Source organism: Lysinibacillus parviboronicapiens (assembly GCF_003049605.2).
In the GTDB taxonomy this organism is placed as follows: Bacteria; Bacillota; Bacilli; order Bacillales_A; family Planococcaceae; genus Lysinibacillus; species Lysinibacillus parviboronicapiens.
In genome coordinates this window covers 3,960,104-3,978,007 of sequence record NZ_CP073713.1, presented here as the reverse complement: position 1 = coordinate 3,978,007, position 17,904 = coordinate 3,960,104, and the positions used below count along the sequence as shown (strand labels likewise).

General features: G+C 34.5%; 17 protein-coding genes and 1 other RNA gene. 14 read left to right on the top strand and 4 right to left on the bottom strand.

The window, feature by feature from the left end:
* Positions 1 to 28 precede the first annotated feature (28 nt).
* The 4 genes from rnr (at position 29) to ssrA (ending at position 4,805) form a co-directional block, all read left to right on the top strand.
* Positions 29 to 2,506 carry a ribonuclease R gene (rnr, locus tag C9J31_RS19240; protein ID WP_107949312.1) on the top strand — a complete coding sequence of 826 codons (2,478 nt, stop codon included), beginning with the start codon at positions 29 to 31 and terminating at the stop codon, positions 2,504 to 2,506.
* 160 nt (positions 2,507 to 2,666) lie between these two features.
* Positions 2,667 to 3,134 carry an SsrA-binding protein SmpB gene (gene smpB, locus C9J31_RS19235; RefSeq protein WP_107925243.1) on the top strand — a complete coding sequence of 156 codons (468 nt, stop codon included), beginning with the start codon at positions 2,667 to 2,669 and terminating at the stop codon, positions 3,132 to 3,134.
* Positions 3,135 to 3,507: 373 nt separating this feature from the next.
* Positions 3,508 to 4,230 (top strand): hypothetical protein, encoded by a 723-nt coding sequence (locus C9J31_RS19230; RefSeq protein ID WP_153062521.1) that lies wholly within the window; start codon positions 3,508 to 3,510, stop codon positions 4,228 to 4,230.
* A 219-nt stretch (positions 4,231 to 4,449) separates the two neighbouring features.
* Positions 4,450 to 4,805, top strand: a transfer-messenger RNA (tmRNA) gene (ssrA, locus tag C9J31_RS19225).
* Positions 4,806 to 4,937: 132 nt separating this feature from the next.
* Here ssrA and C9J31_RS19220 read toward each other — a convergent pair.
* Entirely contained in the window at positions 4,938 to 6,074 is a 1,137-nt protein-coding gene (locus C9J31_RS19220; protein ID WP_238602034.1) for a site-specific integrase, read from the bottom strand.
* A 245-nt stretch (positions 6,075 to 6,319) separates the two neighbouring features.
* Here C9J31_RS19220 and C9J31_RS19215 point away from each other — a divergent pair, with 245 nt between their 5' ends.
* Positions 6,320 to 6,682, top strand: coding sequence for a cyclic-phosphate processing receiver domain-containing protein (locus C9J31_RS19215; RefSeq protein WP_107949309.1), 363 nt, complete (start codon positions 6,320 to 6,322; stop codon positions 6,680 to 6,682).
* Positions 6,683 to 6,803: 121 nt separating this feature from the next.
* Here the strand turns inward: C9J31_RS19215 and C9J31_RS19210 are convergent, their stop codons facing one another.
* Positions 6,804 to 7,244: an ASCH domain-containing protein gene (locus tag C9J31_RS19210; RefSeq protein WP_107949307.1), complete on the bottom strand. Its 441-nt coding sequence runs from the start codon at positions 7,242 to 7,244 to the stop codon at positions 6,804 to 6,806.
* A 511-nt stretch (positions 7,245 to 7,755) separates the two neighbouring features.
* On the opposite strand from C9J31_RS19210, the gene C9J31_RS24050 reads away from it, so the two are divergent.
* The 9 genes from C9J31_RS24050 (at position 7,756) to C9J31_RS19165 (ending at position 15,673) form a co-directional block, all read left to right on the top strand.
* Positions 7,756 to 7,878, top strand: coding sequence for a hypothetical protein (locus C9J31_RS24050; RefSeq protein WP_274520154.1), 123 nt, complete (start codon positions 7,756 to 7,758; stop codon positions 7,876 to 7,878).
* 543 nt (positions 7,879 to 8,421) lie between these two features.
* A complete protein-coding gene (locus C9J31_RS19205; RefSeq protein ID WP_107949305.1) occupies positions 8,422 to 8,763 on the top strand; it encodes a hypothetical protein in 342 nt (113 codons plus the stop codon).
* 273 nt (positions 8,764 to 9,036) lie between these two features.
* On the top strand, positions 9,037 to 9,261 hold the full coding sequence (locus C9J31_RS19200) for a hypothetical protein (RefSeq protein ID WP_036221088.1): 225 nt from the start codon (positions 9,037 to 9,039) through the stop codon (positions 9,259 to 9,261).
* An 830-nt stretch (positions 9,262 to 10,091) separates the two neighbouring features.
* Positions 10,092 to 10,658 carry a recombinase family protein gene (locus C9J31_RS19195; protein ID WP_107949303.1) on the top strand — a complete coding sequence of 189 codons (567 nt, stop codon included), beginning with the start codon at positions 10,092 to 10,094 and terminating at the stop codon, positions 10,656 to 10,658.
* 190 nt (positions 10,659 to 10,848) lie between these two features.
* A complete protein-coding gene (locus C9J31_RS19190; protein WP_107949302.1) occupies positions 10,849 to 11,832 on the top strand; it encodes a hypothetical protein in 984 nt (327 codons plus the stop codon).
* 6 nt (positions 11,833 to 11,838) lie between these two features.
* Complete coding sequence (locus C9J31_RS19185; RefSeq protein WP_107949300.1) at positions 11,839 to 12,105, top strand: ABC-three component system middle component 6; 267 nt, start codon at positions 11,839 to 11,841, stop codon at positions 12,103 to 12,105.
* On the top strand, positions 12,080 to 13,747 hold the full coding sequence (locus C9J31_RS19180; protein WP_107949298.1) for a DUF2326 domain-containing protein: 1,668 nt from the start codon (positions 12,080 to 12,082) through the stop codon (positions 13,745 to 13,747). Before C9J31_RS19185 ends, C9J31_RS19180 begins: the two co-directional genes overlap by 26 nt.
* Positions 13,748 to 13,926: 179 nt before the next feature.
* Positions 13,927 to 14,277 carry an HNH endonuclease family protein gene (locus tag C9J31_RS19175; RefSeq protein WP_238602035.1) on the top strand — a complete coding sequence of 117 codons (351 nt, stop codon included), beginning with the start codon at positions 13,927 to 13,929 and terminating at the stop codon, positions 14,275 to 14,277.
* Between the two features lie 691 nt (positions 14,278 to 14,968).
* Positions 14,969 to 15,673 carry a toll/interleukin-1 receptor domain-containing protein gene (locus C9J31_RS19165; RefSeq protein WP_107949296.1) on the top strand — a complete coding sequence of 235 codons (705 nt, stop codon included), beginning with the start codon at positions 14,969 to 14,971 and terminating at the stop codon, positions 15,671 to 15,673.
* Positions 15,674 to 16,106: 433 nt separating this feature from the next.
* Here the strand turns inward: C9J31_RS19165 and C9J31_RS19160 are convergent, their stop codons facing one another.
* A complete protein-coding gene (locus C9J31_RS19160; RefSeq protein WP_107949294.1) occupies positions 16,107 to 17,276 on the bottom strand; it encodes a site-specific integrase in 1,170 nt (389 codons plus the stop codon).
* 34 nt (positions 17,277 to 17,310) lie between these two features.
* Positions 17,311 to 17,691 (bottom strand): helix-turn-helix domain-containing protein, encoded by a 381-nt coding sequence (locus tag C9J31_RS19155; protein ID WP_107949293.1) that lies wholly within the window; start codon positions 17,689 to 17,691, stop codon positions 17,311 to 17,313.
* Between the last annotated feature and the right edge of the window lie 213 nt (positions 17,692 to 17,904).

The window sequence follows — 17,904 nt, the reverse complement described above, 5'->3', positions numbered from 1 at the left end:
GGATTTTCACAAGAAGGAGGGAATATGTATGACAGAACATAAAGATTCACTACAAAGTCGTTTACTCGATTTTTTCGGTGAAGAAGAATATAAGCCATTAACAGTGGGTGAAATCGAGGACAAATTTGGCTTTGAGGATGCTGAAGAATTTAAAGAACTCGTCAAAACGCTCGTGCGTATGGAGGGACAAGGTTTGGTAGTCCGCTCTCGTTCCAATCGTTATGGCCTACCAGAGCGTATGAATTTAATGCGTGGTAAATTTATCGGACATGCAAAGGGCTTTGGCTTTGTTGCACCTGATATTGAGGGAATGGATGATGTGTTCATTCCACCGCACGAAGTAAATGGTGCCATCAATGGTGATACGGTGCTTATTCGTGTTTTAAAGGAATCATTCGGTGATCGCCGTGAAGGGACAATTACGAAGGTAGTGGAACGAGGACAAACGAAATTTGTTGGAACATTCCAAGCAAATCGAGGTTTTGGCTTCGTGGTGTTAGATGATAAAAAACTGCCAATGGATATTTTCATTGCAAAGGGCGATACATTAGGAGCTGTTGATGGACATAAGGTTGTTGTGGAAATAGCAACATGGCCAGAAGACTTAAAATCAGCAACAGGCTACATTACAAAAATTTTAGGGCACAAAAATGACCCAGGTGTGGACATCTTGTCGATTTTATATAAACATGACATTCCACCTGAATTCCCAGATGAAGTTATTACGGCTGCGCAAAGAGTGCCAGATGAAATTTCACAAGCAGATTTAGAAGGTCGCCGTGATTTACGTCATGAAACGATTGTCACAATTGACGGAGCAGATGCAAAAGATTTAGATGATGCTGTGACAGTAACGAAAAATGTGGATGGTACTTACAAACTTGGTGTACATATTGCAGATGTTAGCTATTATGTAACACAAGGTTCAGTGCTAGATATTGAAGCCTATGATCGTGCAACAAGTGTCTATTTAACAGACCGCGTTATTCCGATGATTCCTCATCGATTATCAAATGGTATTTGTTCATTAAATCCACAAGTAGATCGTCTAACGTTGTCCTGTGAAATGATTATTGATGGGAATGGTAATGTTATTTCACATGAAATTTTCCAAAGTGTTATTAAAACAACGGAACGTATGACCTACACAGACGTCTACAAGATATTAGAGGAACAGGATGAAGCACTGATTGCTCGTTATGAGCCGCTTGTACCAATGTTTAAAAACATGGCTGAGCTTTCTAAAATTTTACGCCGTAAACGTGAAATGCGCGGTGCCATCGACTTTGACTTTAAGGAGTCCAAGGTAATCGTCGATGAAGATGGTTGGCCAGTTGATATCGAGTTGCGTGAGCGTACTGTAGCAGAGAAATTAATCGAAGACTTCATGCTAGCAGCCAACGAAACAGTTGCTGAACATTTCCACTGGATGAATGTCCCATTCCTATACCGTATACACGAAGATCCAAAACCAGAAAAACTACAACGTTTCTTTGAATTTGTGACAAACTTCGGTATTTTAATTAAAGGTACAGGAAATACAGTGCATCCAAAGGCATTACAAGATGTCTTAACGGCAATTGAAGGCATGCCAGAGGAGCCTGTTATTTCTACAATGCTCCTACGTTCGATGCAACAGGCAAAATACTATCCTGAAAGTATAGGTCACTTTGGTCTATCGACAGATTTCTATACGCATTTCACGTCGCCGATTCGTCGTTATCCAGACTTAGTGGTACATCGCTTAATTCGTACGTATTTAATTAATAAAGATACGTCAAGAGAGACAGTAGCCCAGTGGAGCATGGCTATGGATGAAATTGCCGATCATACTTCGGAGCGTGAACGTCGTGCTGTTGATGCAGAACGCGATACAGATGCATTGAAGAAAGCACAATATATGTCCGATAAAATTGGTGAAGAGTTTGAGGGCATTGTTTCTTCCATTACGAATTTTGGGATGTTCATTGAGCTACCAAACACCATTGAAGGTCTGGTGCATATCAGCAATATGACCGATGATTATTACCGTTTCGATGATCGTCAAATGATCATGATCGGTGAACGTACAAACCGTCAATTCCGCATTGGAGATGAAGTAACAGTACGAGTTGCGAATGTCATCGTTGAGGAATCATCGATTGACTTCGAAATTGTAGGAATGGTTACGTCTTATGGACGTACGCGTAAAACAATGCCGACTGTCATTCATGCACGTAAAAACTATAACGATAATAAAGATGGCCGCAGTAGCCGCAAGGGTCGTCGTGAGGATGATAAATCAGGGCGTGGGGATTCTTCAAAACGTGGAGACTCAAGTAAACGCGGCGATTCTTCGAAACGCAGCGACTCCTCGAAATCTGGAGAGCGACGTGAAAGTGACCGCGATCCACGTGGTCGTCGCAAAGATGGCTCAAGCCCAGGTCCTAAAAAAGGCGTAAAACAAAAACAAAAGTTCTACGAAGGCATCGCCAAAAAAGGCAAAAAGAAAAAATCAAAACGATGATTAGATAAGGTGAAGAGCCCCAGGGTATTGGGTGGGTGCTCGAAGCTAGATAAAATAATCGAGGGCGAAAGTGCTCGCATTTGTCACTTTCGCTTGTGTAATTATAATCCTGAGTGGGCAGGTGTCATCCTGCTCCACCTTTGAATAGAGGGTGAATCGTATGGCAAAAGGTGCTGGAAAAGTATTAGCACAAAACAAAAAGGCAGGGCATGACTACTTCATTGAAGAGACGATTGAAGCAGGCATGGTACTAACGGGAACAGAAATTAAATCAATTCGTGCCGGCAAAGTCCAATTAAAGGATTCCTACGTGCGTATCAGTAGTGGCGAAGCATGGATTAGCAACATGCATATCAGTCCATTTGACCAAGGGAACCGTTTCAACCACGACCCTCTGCGTTCTCGCAAGTTGCTCTTACATAAAAAGCAAATCGGCGAGTTAGTGGGTGCTGTTAAGCGCGATGGTTACACTATTGTCCCATTGAAAATGTACCTGAAGGACGGCTATGCCAAACTCCTAATTGGCGTTGGGAAAGGGAAGAAAGACTACGATAAGCGTAATGACATGCGCAAAAAAGAAGCAAAACGCGAAATAGAACGTGTTTTCAAGGCAAAAAATCAAGTTTAAGAGAATCACAGCTCACCACATTGTGTGGTGAGTTTTTTTTGTTTGGCGGATAAAAGAATGGGATATCTCATTTGCGGATAGAACGATCGAAGTGATGGATAGAAAGGTTGAAGTGGCGGATAGAAAGGTCAAAGTGACGGATAGAGAGGTTGAAGTGATGGATAGAAAGGGAAAGTGACGGATAGAACGGTCAAAGTGACGGATAGAGAGCTAGAAGTGACGGATAAAGTACCCAAACTGACGGTCACAACTTGGAAATAACCGACTTTAAGTTCTAAATAATTAAGGGTAGAAAATATAATAAAGAACGAACTAGCAGCTAGCGATTTAAGGAGGAGAAACGATATTAACGATTAAGCGGAAGTTGATGTTTGTGGAAATGGAGCATATTTATTTTGCGGAACAATGTGACGAAGTGAAAGAAAGAAAAAAGCTAGTTTGCTATACACAAACAAAGCAGCCTGAGCAAAAGCTTGAAGGCCATACGACATTGCAAATCATCTTGCAGCAAGAGGAGGACGCGTTGTTAGCTGATTTATCTAAAATGAATCGCTACATGCTCCGTCGTGCAAAAAAGGAGCCCTATCAAGTGATTGTGAAAGAAGATCCAACAGATTTAGAGCTAAAGGAATTTCAGCAATTTTACAATGCATTTGCAAAAATGAAGGATACAAACCGCGTACGGAAATTTCATATGCAGACTTTACAACTTCTTCGTGAAAAGGGTGCATTGGTTTATACAAAGTTGCAAAATAATGAAGGCGATGAACTGTGTTATCGCATTTATATTGTAGATGGTGATATGGCATTGAATTTATACACGGGTACGGCTGCCTGGATAAAAGATCGACCCGATTTAAAGCAGCAAATACGTTTTGCCAATCGTTACTTACTATGGGAAAATATCATGATGTTCCGAAACAGAGGCTTTGCGCGCTATGATTTCGGTGCATTGACTAACAAGGAAGAAATCAAAGAATTTAAGCTAGGCTTTGGTGGGCAAGAAGTGGATGTCTATTTTGGTTATCTCACCGACTCTAGGATAGGAAAGCTATTTTTACAATTGCGCAAGCTGAAATTTAAGGTAGTGAAATAATCAACCAAGGCGGCACACTTGAAGTGTCGCTTATTTTGTTCTATAATATGAATTACTGATTGCCAGATTTCATGGAAGCGTACTTTTAGCTCCCACCGTACTAGAAGAAATTCTAGCCTACTTGAAAGCTTTTCTGTTGAAAAGTTATAAAGGTTTCAAGACGCGAGTATTGTTCATGGAAATGAACGAAAATACGATGTGTATTGGAAGCCGAATCAAGGGGACGTTACGGATTCGACAGGGATGGTTCAAGCTTTGGTCGCGCGTCGGAGGTCTCGGCTCCGTCATCAACGGAAGTTATATAATAACTGGCAAACAACAAAACTTAGCTTTCGCAGCGTAAGCTCTTAAGCGCTCTGCCTATGCATCGCCCATGTGCATAACGTAGGGCCCAACTTTAGTGGGATACGGTCGGTGGTACCACCTGAGTCACCGACAAGAGATTTCCAGGTTAGCGTACAGGACGCCTGTTTGTCGGCATAATGCTACGTGAAATGCGAATAGGCAAACTACACGCGTAGAAGCTGAAGTATTGGAGTTTCTGGACGCGGGTTCGACTCCCGCCGTCTCCATAATTGAATTTTCTAGAGTTGTCTAGAGTGGTCAAAACCCTTGTATATCAAGGGTTTTTTCTATTTTTGTTGTACTGAGTTTTCTGGGCTTTTCAGCAGAAACTGGCTAAAAAACTGGTCACTTTTGGGTCAAGTTTATGAGTTTAAGTACGTCACAAACTTATTAATTGTATCGTTTTTTGCACGCTTTGATAGGTGAGTATATATGTTGAGCGTTGTTTGCACATCTGTGTGACCTAATCGTTCTTGTACTTCTTTGACACTTGCACCTGCTTCAAAAAGTAAAGAGCAATGCACATGACGAAATGAGTGAACATGTGTATAGGGCAAGCTGTAATTGTCGATGATTTTCATGAGCCATTTTCTAGGAACCGTTTGTTGCAATAAGCCGTTTTGTTCGTTTGTAAACATTAATTGGCTTTTGTCATTCGCTTTTGGAAATTTAACTTGCTGGATCTTTTTCCATTCAGATAAGATGCTGCATGTTTCATCATCAATTAAAAGCTGGCGTATCGTATCGGTTTTCGTTGATTTGATATAAAGCTTGTTATTTTTACCTCTTGAAAGAGCTTTTGTAATGAGCAGTTCCTTTGTATCGAAATTTAAATCCGCCCAGGTTAATGCAAGTGCCTCACCTTTACGAATACCTGAAAAAGCAAGCAGGTAGAAAAATGCGGTTATTTGAGCGTTACCATACTGCTTTAAGCATTGAAGAAAATCAATTAGCTGCTCTTTTGAATAGTAGTTGACCTCGGTATCTAATACAGCAGAAGCTTTGATTTTAGGTAGATCCACTAGCTTGAATGGATTTGAACTGATGTACTCACGCTTAATAGCGAAATCAATTACTTTAGAAGCGTAAGTTTTAACCATTCGAAATCTTTTTAGTTTCAAGGAACAGTCATCAACAAAGCCTTGGCAGATTGCTACACTCAATTTCTCAATTCGGTAGTGACCTAATGCAGGTAGAATATGATTCTTGAAAATTCCTAGCGTTTTGACAAAGGTGCTTTCTTCGACCGTTCTTTCGTAGTGTTGAATCCAAACATTATATAGATCCTCGTATGTTTCAGTTATAGGCTTCTTATATTCCCCTTTACTAACTTCGACTCTTAATTGAGCTAAAGTGAGACTAGCCTCTTTTTTTGTTAGAAAGCCTCGTCTAGTAACGTGAATTTGTTTGCCTGTTTGGCTATCTATTCCTAAATAAAGCTTAAACATGTAGTAGGTCTTGCCATCTTTTTTTGTATACGATTTAATAGGGTCTTTCATTAAAATGCCTCCTAGAACCATACAGGGAAACTAGGGATACAGTTAATGCTGCGATTAACTATATTGTTAGTATAGCTTATAAAAAATGGTTTCCCAATAAATAAACTACCTTTGTTTTGGGAGCATTTAGTGTTTAAAATAATGACGATAGTAAAAAGGCTATTTGTAATTAGTGGTTGAATATTTGCAAATTATTTTATTACACTACACAATTGAAACAAACGATGCATTAAGGGGGGATTATTTTGGGTACACAAAAAATAAATCTCTATGTGGATGATTTAAGAGATTGTCCGAGTGGTTTTGTTGTGGCAAGAACGTTTCAAGAAGCAATTCACTTACTTGAAAATCACGAAGTAGATATGCTTTCTCTTGACCATGATTTAGGAGAGGATCTACAAGGTAATCTATTGCCAACAGGTTATGACTTAGTAAAATATATTTGTGAAAAAGGGTTACGGGCAAACAAAATATATATTCATACGGACAACCCTGTTGGTAGAGAGAATATGTATCACACACTACGTGGAGCGAAACGGAGAGGTTTCATTGATTCAGATATTGAAATTTACCATTATCCGATTACTAAAAATAAGTACTCTGGTTAGTTAGTTGTAAAATTTTTGCTACACATTCGTTTGGAATTATTGAGTGCTTCATAGTATTTAAATAACGTTCCCAGATACTTTTGGAACGGGATTGGACTGGATTAGGTGGTGCATGTTTTAATTATTTTGGATAAACCTTCTCAAACCGAGTACAAACTGTCAGCATATCTTCCGTAAACTCCAAGTTATACTGAGGCAAAATGCGGCTAAAGAATGCCACATGTACTTCCTTCCATTCCTCATATGTACCTTCGCCTTCCGCTAGTGCAAAGTCTAATGGTACCTCGTTAAACGGATAAATATCGATGGCATAGGATTTTAAAATTGCAACTGGCTCATTGTGAATGTTCAATGCAATTTGATAATCGCCCATTTTAGGTAGTGGATTCCCCTCAATTTCATATAATGGATAGCTTAAGCATGTTGCTATTTTTATTTCATTCATTACTAAACTTGTAAGCAAATTTGCTTTCTCTCCAAATTGTAGTGTTTCCGTATAACGAATGTTTTCCAAACCTTCTATTTCACAATAATTTTGCCAAAAAGCTTCGATTTTGTTCATTGTAATAACTCCTTTTATTAAAATTTCACCCATTGTTGGGACGTTAGTATTGTAGAATCGTGAGGTGTATAGTTGTTGGTAAGGGCGAAGCAATGATGATAGCTATACGATTTTCAACACTTATCGTATCTGTAATTGCATTGTCATTTGCTTTTACAAAAAAATAAACCGCCCTCGCCCTCAAAGTTGAGTAGTGGTTTATTTTTTTACTTTTTATTCGCGAATCGCCTTTGGATCGATTCTGCTTATTGCTAAGATTGTTTGGTGTACCACCACTAAACAGTCTTATTTATAATCTCTTCACACCGGATTATAGCGTGATTTTTGAATTTACTCAATATACTTTGAATTGATTTATTAATTATGTTGCTCTCAATAATGTATGATTTAGCCCTAGTAAAATGTGTTATTATATGATTCTTTAAAATGATTTTTCGGAGCATCTCAGAGCGTTATTTAATGTTAAAATTGAGGAGAATTTTAATGAAAAAGCTATACAGGAGGGTCAAACATGGGCTTGAAACGTACTATAAAGAGAAAATCTACACAGCCTCACACCAAAGTAACTAATTTTGGATTTGATAACACGATTAAGAAAATTGATAAGGCGATTGCTCTGATTGAACGAAAATAGCTCATTTAGTAAGCTTAAAAATTAGAAATTACTTAAAAAGTTCTTTGTGTGTATTTAAATTAATTCAAAGCGACATTTGAGGACATTTTGCAATTAATCCATGCAAAAAATAAACACAGAAAAACCGCAGCACTCATGACTTCGATTTAAAATAAGCAAAAAAACTACAGATGATAGAACATCCGTAGTCACTTTCACTAAAAAAAGTAAACCGCCCTCGCACCCAAAGCCGAATAATGATTTACTTTCCTCGCTAATCGCCTATAAAGCACTTTTAATATATCAAAAAAAGAACGTTTGTTCCAATGAATTTTCTGTATTTTATTTTTTCTAATGTCGGTCGGTAGTAAATATATGTACAATTTTCTCGTTTTTTGTCTGTACCCCAGGTAAAATAAAAAGATTAAAAAACCTCTTTTCGTATTTGTCCTGTGGAGAACGTTTAATTTATTCGACAATCTAGTTTATTTACCTACCAATTGAATATCGCGATTCAAAGCATGTAGATTGACGATACGAACACACTATGAAAGGAGCGATTCTTTGCAAGCACAGCAAATTAAGCACGATTTAGCAGTAGCATTACAAGACGATTTCAATACACATAACCTGTACAAGCATGTAGCTCAGACGATTCGAACGCTACTTGACGCTCAGCTAGATGAAAAACAATACGTAGAATGCCATTTTAATGACTACATGGTGAAGGCTGGGGTAATAGAGCGTTCCGAAAATAAAGAACTCTCTATTATTGTTCTTGTATTTCGAGAAAATATTAACGGTGAAATATTGATTCAACTTAATATCGCTGGCAATTGGTTAATCTTGTACAATCAGTTTTCAAATGCAACGATTGAGATCATTGATTGGCGAAAAATAGAGTAGATGCATATTTTGCATCTCTTTTTTTTGCACAAAATGGGTAGGGGAGATTTAATACATGAATAAATACGAAGGGTGTATGCTGCTGTTTAAGCTATAGTATAAAGTTACTTTCTAAACAATTAAAAACATGTCTGATGGTGTATTAGAGAATATCGCAGTACACCACTTTTATAATATAATAGAGGAAACATTAGATATTATGGAGGTGATTGTATTATAAAAGAAGAAACAAGAGACATATTATTATATATTGCATCAGGTTTTTATTCGAGTATGCAACAAACCGCTAGATGCTTAGCCTACTTTTTTATCGTTTTCTATGTTCCATATGTGCTCGCTCATTGGGTGATGGTAACATATGCACAGGTTGATCCGCTACAATTCATACATGTATATGCGTATACAGTGACGCTGGCATTCCCATTAATGATGATCGTATCGCATTACATTCCAATGGAGCTAAATTTTGAAACGATGCAATTTGAGGTCGTTGACTAAATGGCTCTCAGTTGAATCGGGAATTAACTTTAAAAACAAACTTATCCATCTGAATTCATCTCATGCTTATTGGTCATATAAGATTGATAAGCTTTTTTTATGATTACATACTGGCTATCTCTTTCCCTCTTCATTTTACATGTGTATAAATCGTTCGGACATTAGTATTGTAGAATCGCGAGGTGTAAGCTGTTGGTAAGGGCGAAGCAATGATGATGGCTATACGCTTTTCAACACTTATCGTATCTGTAATTGCATTGTCATTTGCTATTACTAAAAAAAATAAACCGCCCTCGCCCCCAAAGCTGAGTAGTGGTTTATTTTTTTACTTTTTACTCGCTAATCGCCTTTGAATCGATTCTGCTTATTGCTAAGATTGCTTGGTGTACCACCACTAAACAGTCTTATTTATAATCAATTCACACCAAATTATAGCATGATTTTTGAATTTTCTCTATACGGTTTAATTTGAATTATTAATTTTGATGTTCTCAAGTATGTTGATTTATCTCTAGTAAAATGTATGTTAAGTAACATTTTTACTATGCCTTTTAAACGTGAATTATGCCCGCAAAGAATCCGTGTAAAGCCTACCAGTAAACATGCTGTCTCGATGATCTTATCTACCAGAATAATCTAGTATTTCGGTTGCGATATGGCTCACATATCAATTACGAAATAAACGTCTATAAAACCATCGTTTAGTAGACAAATTAAAGAGAGAGCATAAATTAACGTTTGTGCCCACTTTTTTTATGGAATTTGTCTATAAACTCGTCTATTATTAGGTGTATATAAAACGTATAAGTTTGTAGAAAGTGGTGTCGAAAATGGGACGAGTAATTGGATATTGTCGTGTTAGTACGGAAGATCAAAATTTAGATATGCAGGAGCAAGTAATTCAAAAATATGCAGATGAAAAAGAACTGGAGCTTATTTTGTATGTAGAAAAGATCTCTAGCCGTAAAGTCGAAAGGCAAGAACTTGAACATGCGATGAAAGCTGCAACTAATGGAGATTTGTTTGTTGTTTATAAATTAGACCGTTTAGCTAGAAGTACAAAAGAACTTTATACACTAACAGAACAACTAAAGGAAAAGGGAGTTGAATTTGTTTCAATAAACGATTCATTTGATACTACGACACCTACAGGTAAAGCTATGTTTGGTATGTTAGCTGTATTTGCTGAGTTTGAAAGGGATATTATTCAACAGAGAACAAAAGCAGGATTGGAAGCTGCGAAAAAGCGAGGACGTATTGGTGGACGACCAGCTATTGATGAGAAGAAAAAGAAACAGGTAAGAGCTTTATTTGAAGCTGGTGAAAGTGCTAATGATATTGCTAAAGAATATGGTATAGGCAGAGCTACTGTTTATAAAATTGTTAATGAATCCTAATTTTAAAATAAAAGACGAGTTGCAGTGTTTCTTCTCGTCTTCCATTAATTATATAACTTTTTTAGTCCTTTGAAGCTCATAGTATCCGAAATTGAAAAAATTTCTATATATAATGGATAAAGAAATTAATACTTCATTACATAAATGAGGAATTTATTCTATAATTAATCCATAAAATGGAGGTTGAGCAATGTTAACTAAATACGATTATATAGAAACTATAGCATTAGAGTTAAAAGCAACTACGGATTATAATTTTCAATATAAAATTGGTGAAGTTCTGAAAGTGTATTCAAAATACAAAAATTGGACTTATGAAATGCCTAATTCTTCTGGTGGTGACGATAAAAATGATGGGTGGATTGTGGAAGAAAAACGCTTCTATCAAATTTACTCTCCACAACAGTTAAGGGATTCTTTAAGAAAAGATATTCAAGAGAAATTTCAAGAAGATTTAGAAAAGCTATTAAAACTAATTTATGTTGATAATAAATGGAATGGAGATATTAACGATTTTATTTTTATAGTGAATACAATGGATAGAAATCTTCCGCATGATAGTACAAGATATTTTGATAATGAGAAGGAAAGACTAGAAAGCTTGTATGGTATCACTTTTAACGCTAAGGTTGTAAACGTAGATTATATTAAAGATTTATTGGAGGAAATGGAAATTAATGAATTACAAAGCATTAGTGCAAGATTGAGAGTAACTTCTATTATTGATTACAATGCTTTGAGTGCTAAATTCTTTTATGAGTTTATTGACATTTTAAATGAAGGTATTCAGAGAAAATTTAGAGAGAGGATAGATACCGAAAGTACCAGCTATGAAAGGATTTCTTCACCGAGAAAAATAGTGATTAATAATTTAGAAGAAGTATCGCAAGAGATTGAAGGGATTATTTTAGAATTGAATATTTTAGAGGATATAATTAGTACTGTTTATCAAGATATTGATTACGCAGATAAATTTGAACGAATTGTTTCTTATACTATTAAAACTTATGAAACTCTTACCAATAATTATAGTGGTGTTGAACTATATCATAAGATAGTAGAAAATTTAATTTCTTATACTGAATTTAAAAGAAGTTATGAGTATCCAGCTAAAATATTAATCGTATACATATTTGACAAGTGTGACATCTTTGAAAAAGAGGAAGTGAGTTGATTTGTAATGATTTTACCTAATAAATATGTAAACGCTTCGGAAAGTTTAATGGGCTTAAGTGCACTAATATTAAATTGTATAGGAAAAAAAACGATGCCAATAGATAAGGTATGGAAATCGTTTGAAAAGAAGTATGTGATAAACGATAAATTAAATAATCCTCCAACGTACCAGAAATTCATTTTAACAATAAATTTTATGTTTATAGTGGGGATGATTGAATATACCGATAAAGGAGAGATTTTTAATGAAAATATTAAATCTAGTAATTAGAAATCCTAAATCTGAAAAAATACGAGAATTGGATTTTGAAGAAAATGGGCTTTCAGTGATTTATGGTAAAGTAAATAAACCAGAGAATGAAAAAGAAACCTCTAATAGTATAGGAAAAACCTTACTTTTAAAATTTATTGATTATATTTTTGGTGCAAATGAAAGTTCAGAAGTTGTTAAGCCTATAATACATGGGTGGTATTTGGAAGCAACTGTGAAGCATAAAAATAATATTGTAAATGTTAAACGTATATTAGGTAATTCTGAGATTGAAATAAATGGAGGGAAATATTCACTTGGCGAATATAGAGAATTTTTCAATATTGAAAGAAAGCTTTACAATAAACAAATTTTTCTAAGTCAAAAAAATCACTTGATTAGTGGTAGAAGTGAAGCGAGTATGGATGATTATACTTCCATGTTTAATTTATTAAAATTAGAGAGTCTTTCAACAGAATTAATAGAATATTATGCAGTACAAGATAAGATAAAGGAGTTGAAAAATTTAGAAAAAAGATTTATTGAATTATTTAATGAAGTAAAGATTTCGGAAGTAGAACAAAAAATTTTCTTATTAAATAAAACTATTGTTGAAAAAGAAAATGAACTTAAATCATTGGATGAAAGAATAAGTAATATTCAGATTGGTCATGAAAAGACAGAAATGATGAATGATTATGCTGAAAAAAACTATACACTTAAACTATTGCAAGCTGAATATCAAAAATTAAATATTGAGTTTAAAAGGTTAGAAAAATCCTATAAACAGTTTAAAAATCTAGATATATCATCTGAGGAACTTCAAAAGCTATATGAAAAAGCTTCTTTTGAAGTTCCTGAGCTAATTATAAAGAGATTTGAAGAAGTACAAAAGTTTCATGAAAATGTATATTCTGATAGAAAAAAGTTGACTGAAGAAAGAATAGAAGAAATTGAACAAAAAAAAGTATTATTAAAAGAAAGGATTGATACATTAAATTCTGAAATGAACAATATAGCAAATGTAATTTCTCAAAATGAAATATATCAAGAATCAATGGCAATATATAAAGAAAAGAATATGGAACTTCAACAACTTAAATATGAACAAGGTGAATTGTCTAGATTTGAAGGATTAATTAATGAAAGAAAAAATGAGGAAGATTCATTAGCAATTAAATATAACGATATTAAAAACGTATATAATGATAACCAGAAAAAAATTGATAACTATAGAGATTTTATTTATGACATGATCCCTAATCTTTATACCGAAGATGTTAATGCTTATTTTTCAATAAATCTCAAAAATCGTCATAAGAGAAATAGACCTTTTGCCATAGAACTTAATTTAACAGGTGATACTGGTGAGGGAGTTGGCGAAGTAAGAAAAATATTAATAGATTTCTTATTATTTAAGTTTAATATTCTATTAGATATATTACTTCAAGATTCATCTTGTTTCTCTGGTATTGATAATAGACAAGTTTCGAATTTAATAAGACTAGGAAATTCAGTTGCAGTTGAAACGAATAAACAATATATTATTTCAATTAATGACTATCAGCTTAATAAAAATGATAAAGCAACAATGGAAATAATTTCAAGTAAAACTAAATTAGAGTTAGATGAGAATGATAAATTATTAGGATTTACTTTCTAGTTAGCTTTTTATAATAAAATTTAATTTATAATTTTACAAAGTGTAAAGCTTATGACGCCAGAGCAGTTTATGTTATCACATGAAAGAATTAATCTAACTTCTACTAGAAAGCCATTAAACGGGTATCAAAAGGCAAATGCTTCTATTGCTATAGACCGATTTCAATTGAAAGTAACCAATTGAGTACTTGTGACATAGATCATTTCGTGCCACTGTCAACACAGTTCAACAGTACACATGATTTAGACCTAAATGGTGTTTGGCATCTAGTTCTAAGCTGTCAGGATTGTAATAGAGGAGAAGTTAATGGAAAGTTTGCTAGACTACCTGAAGACCATCTGTTACAACGGTTATATGAACGTAATGAGTATCTAATCGAAAGCAATCATCTGCTAAAAGAAACGATTATTTTGAAAACTGGGAAAAAACCGCAGCAAAGAGCAAACTTTTTAAATACTATATTTGGTTTTGCGAAGTCCATAGGTAGAGCTAAGTGGCACCCTAAATTTAAATTTGATATTGGATTTTAAGTATGTGATTTTTTATATGGTTAGTGGATTAACAATAGGGGGCGTGTTTTCCTATATTGAGGTTAGGTAACTTCTAATTAATGGGTATCCTATTGAAACCACATGAATTGAGGTTGCTAACGAAACAACATGTTCATTATTCAAAATAATACCGTTGTAACCAGGGGTTCACCTGCTACAATCGAGGACAATAATTACATGAATTGAACGGAATTTTCTGTTTTGATAAACAACTAGAAACTCAATGGTATCAGTAGTTTGAGAGTGTACTGTATGACATCACTTCTAAGCCACTTGCAACTATCGAGTGGGAATAACAAATATAATTAAATTGAAGTTTTTATGCTGATTTAATAGGGATTTATGGGATATAGGAAGGTTGATTTTTACTGGAAATTAATTGATTCCCCGCCAGATTCCCCACCAAAGCTCTTCTATCTAAATGATAGAAGAGCTTTTTATTTTTTGAGGTCCATCTAAAAAAGTGTAGCTATTTCATATACTAAAGTTAAAAATTTAACTGAACATGGCTTTGAGAACAAGTACTCCTTATTACGAAAATAAGGGGCATTTGATTTAGTATTTATCAAACAAGTTTTTTTTCATAAAATATTTATTTCTGATATTATAAAAATAGGTAATATATTCTAAGAGTATAATCCTAAATCATAAATATTCAGGAGGTATAAAAATGGTTAGATGTACAGCTCCAGTAAGAGGACATAGTTCAGCAAGTGCTGCAGCAAATTGCCCAGCATGTAGAGGACGTTCTCGTGGTAATTATTACAGTTCCAATACTTATTTCCCGTCTTATTCTTCAGTTTCAGAAAATACGGGAAGAAGTAACTCAATCAGCAATGGAAGTGCGGCTCGTAATTCTAAAGCACGTTGGTCAAAGTCTACTTCCACAGTACTCTATACTTCAGCGGAAATTAGAAGTCTTACGCCAATTCGTGATAAAGTAGAAGAAATAACTGTTACTCAACCAGATTTAAGAGATGTTTTTTTATGTCATGCCTGGGATGATAGAAAAGAGTCTGCTAAAGACTTACATGATTTACTTGAGACTTTAGGTGTATCAGTATGGTTTAGCGAAAAAGATGTCTTACTTGGTCAACCATTATTACGAGCTATTGATAAGGGGTTGGTAAATTCAAAGGTCGGAATTGTACTAGTGACTCCTGCTTTCCTGAACCGTCTTTCGAATGAAGGTGTTGCGGATAAAGAGTTGTCTGTATTACTTGCTACAGATCGTCTAATCCCAATCGTTCATGGTACAACTTATGATGCCTTGAGAGAAGTAAGTCCCTTATTAGCGTCTAGAAGCGGATTAGATACATCTGAAGAATCACTCGGAGATATAGCTGATAAACTAGCTGAATTAGTAAATCTCTAAATCTGTATAAAATATACTTCAAACAAAGCATGTTCTTTAGCTATTGGTATTTTGAAAGTATCATTTTTATTTAGTCTAACTATGTGTTACTAGTGTAGTGGGGTTAGGTATTATTTAATGGGAATCAAAGTTATAAGAGATAACCCCGCCAATGTCCCCGCCAAAACTATTAAATGTTTTGGGAAGTGCAGTAGTAACAAGGGTTTACCTTATAAGATTTCTATTGAGTAGGGATAATTAATAAAAATGTAAAAAGCCTGATAGAGCCTTATTTAATAAGGTTTCTGCCAAGCTTTTTTTAAATTAATGTATAAATAATAGGGTAGTTTTGAGTATTTCTATACTTATTGCGAATACCCGTTAAAACAGAGAAAGAACAAGTGCCAAAATACAAATGTACTTTGGCACGAATTGAGATTCAACTAATGATCTTTTATGCAGTACGATTAAATCGTTTTACTAAGATATTTCCTAATTCAGGAATACAATGAATATACGTATCTATCGTTGTTGTTATGTCTGTGTGACCTAAGAAATGTTGAATGAATTTTACATCATTCGTTTGATAATAGATGCGGGTAGCACAAGAGTGACGTAAGCCATGAACTGAAACAAGCTTTAGTCCGTGTTGAGTTTGGAACTTTTTTAACCAGGTATTTAACTTGCTGTTAATATAAAAAGTATTTTTATTGTTTGGGAAGATAAACTGCTTATCGCCTTGATGCTCAAGACTTTGCCACTTTAACTGCTCTGCTTGGAGTTCCTGCCATTTTAATAATGCTTGGAAAGTTTCCTCATCAATATCAAGTGTTCTTTCTAAAAAGTTCTTCGTAGCTTTAATATAGGGCTTATTCGATTCATCTGTACCAACAGCTTGATGAATATGGATTTTTTTATTTTGAAAATCAATATCTTGCCATTGCAGTGCAAGAAGCTCTCCTTTGCGTAAGCCTAAATTTACAAGCAAGAGGAAACTTGCAATTTTTGGAATATCATCTGTTGTTTTTAGCTTTTGAATAAATAAATCTATTTCATCTGATGTATAGAACAGTTTATCGCCTTGTGCATTGTCTCTCTTTCTTTCTTCTTTTTTTTCCCATAATCGTAAACCATCAAGTTTAACGGGATTTTTCGGAATGAAATCGTTATGGTCAGCTTGATCTAAGCATTTATTTAGTTCGATTGCTATCTTTGACGGTTTTTGTAATTTTTCTTTCCATAATTCAAAAGACCGCAAAGTATCTTGATAAGAAATATTTTTAAGCTTTAAATCTCCGTAAAAAGGTAGGATGTGGTTTTTGAAAATACCTTTAATTTTCCCTAAAGTACTTTTTTCCAGGGAACAATTATGAAGGTATTTTTCATAGTAAGAATGATAGAATTGCTTAAATGTAAGGTTTGGATTGTCAGTATCATTTCGTTGTAGCATTTCAACTTGCTTTTGAGCATAAAAAGCTTTTGCTTCATTTTTTGTTTTAAAACCACGCTTTGTAATGTCGATTTGCTTTTTCGTATAAGGATCGATACCCCCATACATTTTTACCATATAATGAAGAACGCCTCTTTTCATATATTCTTTAACTGCTTTGTCCATTGTTGTCATTAGAATAATCTCCTTTTGTGTTTTCCATTATTTTTTATGCTTGTACATTTTTTAAAAAGTGATTTATTTCCGTTATGGAGAATCGCTTGCTACGACCAATTGAAGTAAATTTAAGCCCTTGATCAATTAGCTTTCGTAAGCCTTTGTAGGAAATTCCTATATAGTCGCAAGTTTCCTGAACGTTCAGCCACTCTTTAGCTGTAAGCTCATTATGCTGTCTAATTGTTTCATCAAGTTTTTTTTCAAAGATTTGTTCAAGGTTTTTATCAAAAGAAAATCCAAGCTTTTTTCCAAGGAAAGAATCAAGCTTTGCATCAAAGATTGATTCAATGTTTTTTTGAAGGATTGTCTCAAGGCTTTGTGTAATTAAGTTTTCCATTTTTTCTTCGATTGATTTTTCAATAGTATTTTTCATTTGTTTGATCCTCCGTAATAGGTAGTAAGTGTTTTTAAGCCATGTAGGTTGCTGAAGTGTTAATACGACATTCTATACACTTGCAGAAAAAGTGATTCCAAAAAAAGTGTCGGACACATCAAATCACCGATTATAAAGAATGAAGGTTGCTAAAGCATTAATACGACATTCTATACACTTGCAGAAAGGATGATTCCGAAAAAAGTGTTGGAC

What these genes read in the sequence shown, in the direction of transcription:
- C9J31_RS19210 (WP_107949307.1), bottom strand. Translation starts at nt 7,244, where the DNA reads ATGAACAAAATCGAAGCTTTTTGGCAAAATTATTGTGAAATAGAAGGT.
- C9J31_RS19155 (WP_107949293.1), bottom strand. Translation starts at nt 17,691, where the DNA reads ATGAAAAATACTATTGAAAAATCAATCGAAGAAAAAATGGAAAACTTA.
- C9J31_RS19200 (WP_036221088.1), top strand. Translation starts at nt 9,037, where the DNA reads ATGCAACAAACCGCTAGATGCTTAGCCTACTTTTTTATCGTTTTCTAT.
- smpB (WP_107925243.1), top strand. Translation starts at nt 2,667, where the DNA reads ATGGCAAAAGGTGCTGGAAAAGTATTAGCACAAAACAAAAAGGCAGGG.
- C9J31_RS19220 (WP_238602034.1), bottom strand. Translation starts at nt 6,074, where the DNA reads ATGAAAGACCCTATTAAATCGTATACAAAAAAAGATGGCAAGACCTAC.
- C9J31_RS19180 (WP_107949298.1), top strand. Translation starts at nt 12,080, where the DNA reads ATGAAAATATTAAATCTAGTAATTAGAAATCCTAAATCTGAAAAAATA.
- C9J31_RS19165 (WP_107949296.1), top strand. Translation starts at nt 14,969, where the DNA reads ATGGTTAGATGTACAGCTCCAGTAAGAGGACATAGTTCAGCAAGTGCT.
- rnr (WP_107949312.1), top strand. Translation starts at nt 29, where the DNA reads ATGACAGAACATAAAGATTCACTACAAAGTCGTTTACTCGATTTTTTC.
- C9J31_RS24050 (WP_274520154.1), top strand. Translation starts at nt 7,756, where the DNA reads ATGGGCTTGAAACGTACTATAAAGAGAAAATCTACACAGCCTCACACC.
- C9J31_RS19195 (WP_107949303.1), top strand. Translation starts at nt 10,092, where the DNA reads ATGGGACGAGTAATTGGATATTGTCGTGTTAGTACGGAAGATCAAAAT.
- C9J31_RS19190 (WP_107949302.1), top strand. Translation starts at nt 10,849, where the DNA reads ATGTTAACTAAATACGATTATATAGAAACTATAGCATTAGAGTTAAAA.
- C9J31_RS19185 (WP_107949300.1), top strand. Translation starts at nt 11,839, where the DNA reads ATGATTTTACCTAATAAATATGTAAACGCTTCGGAAAGTTTAATGGGC.
- C9J31_RS19160 (WP_107949294.1), bottom strand. Translation starts at nt 17,276, where the DNA reads ATGACAACAATGGACAAAGCAGTTAAAGAATATATGAAAAGAGGCGTT.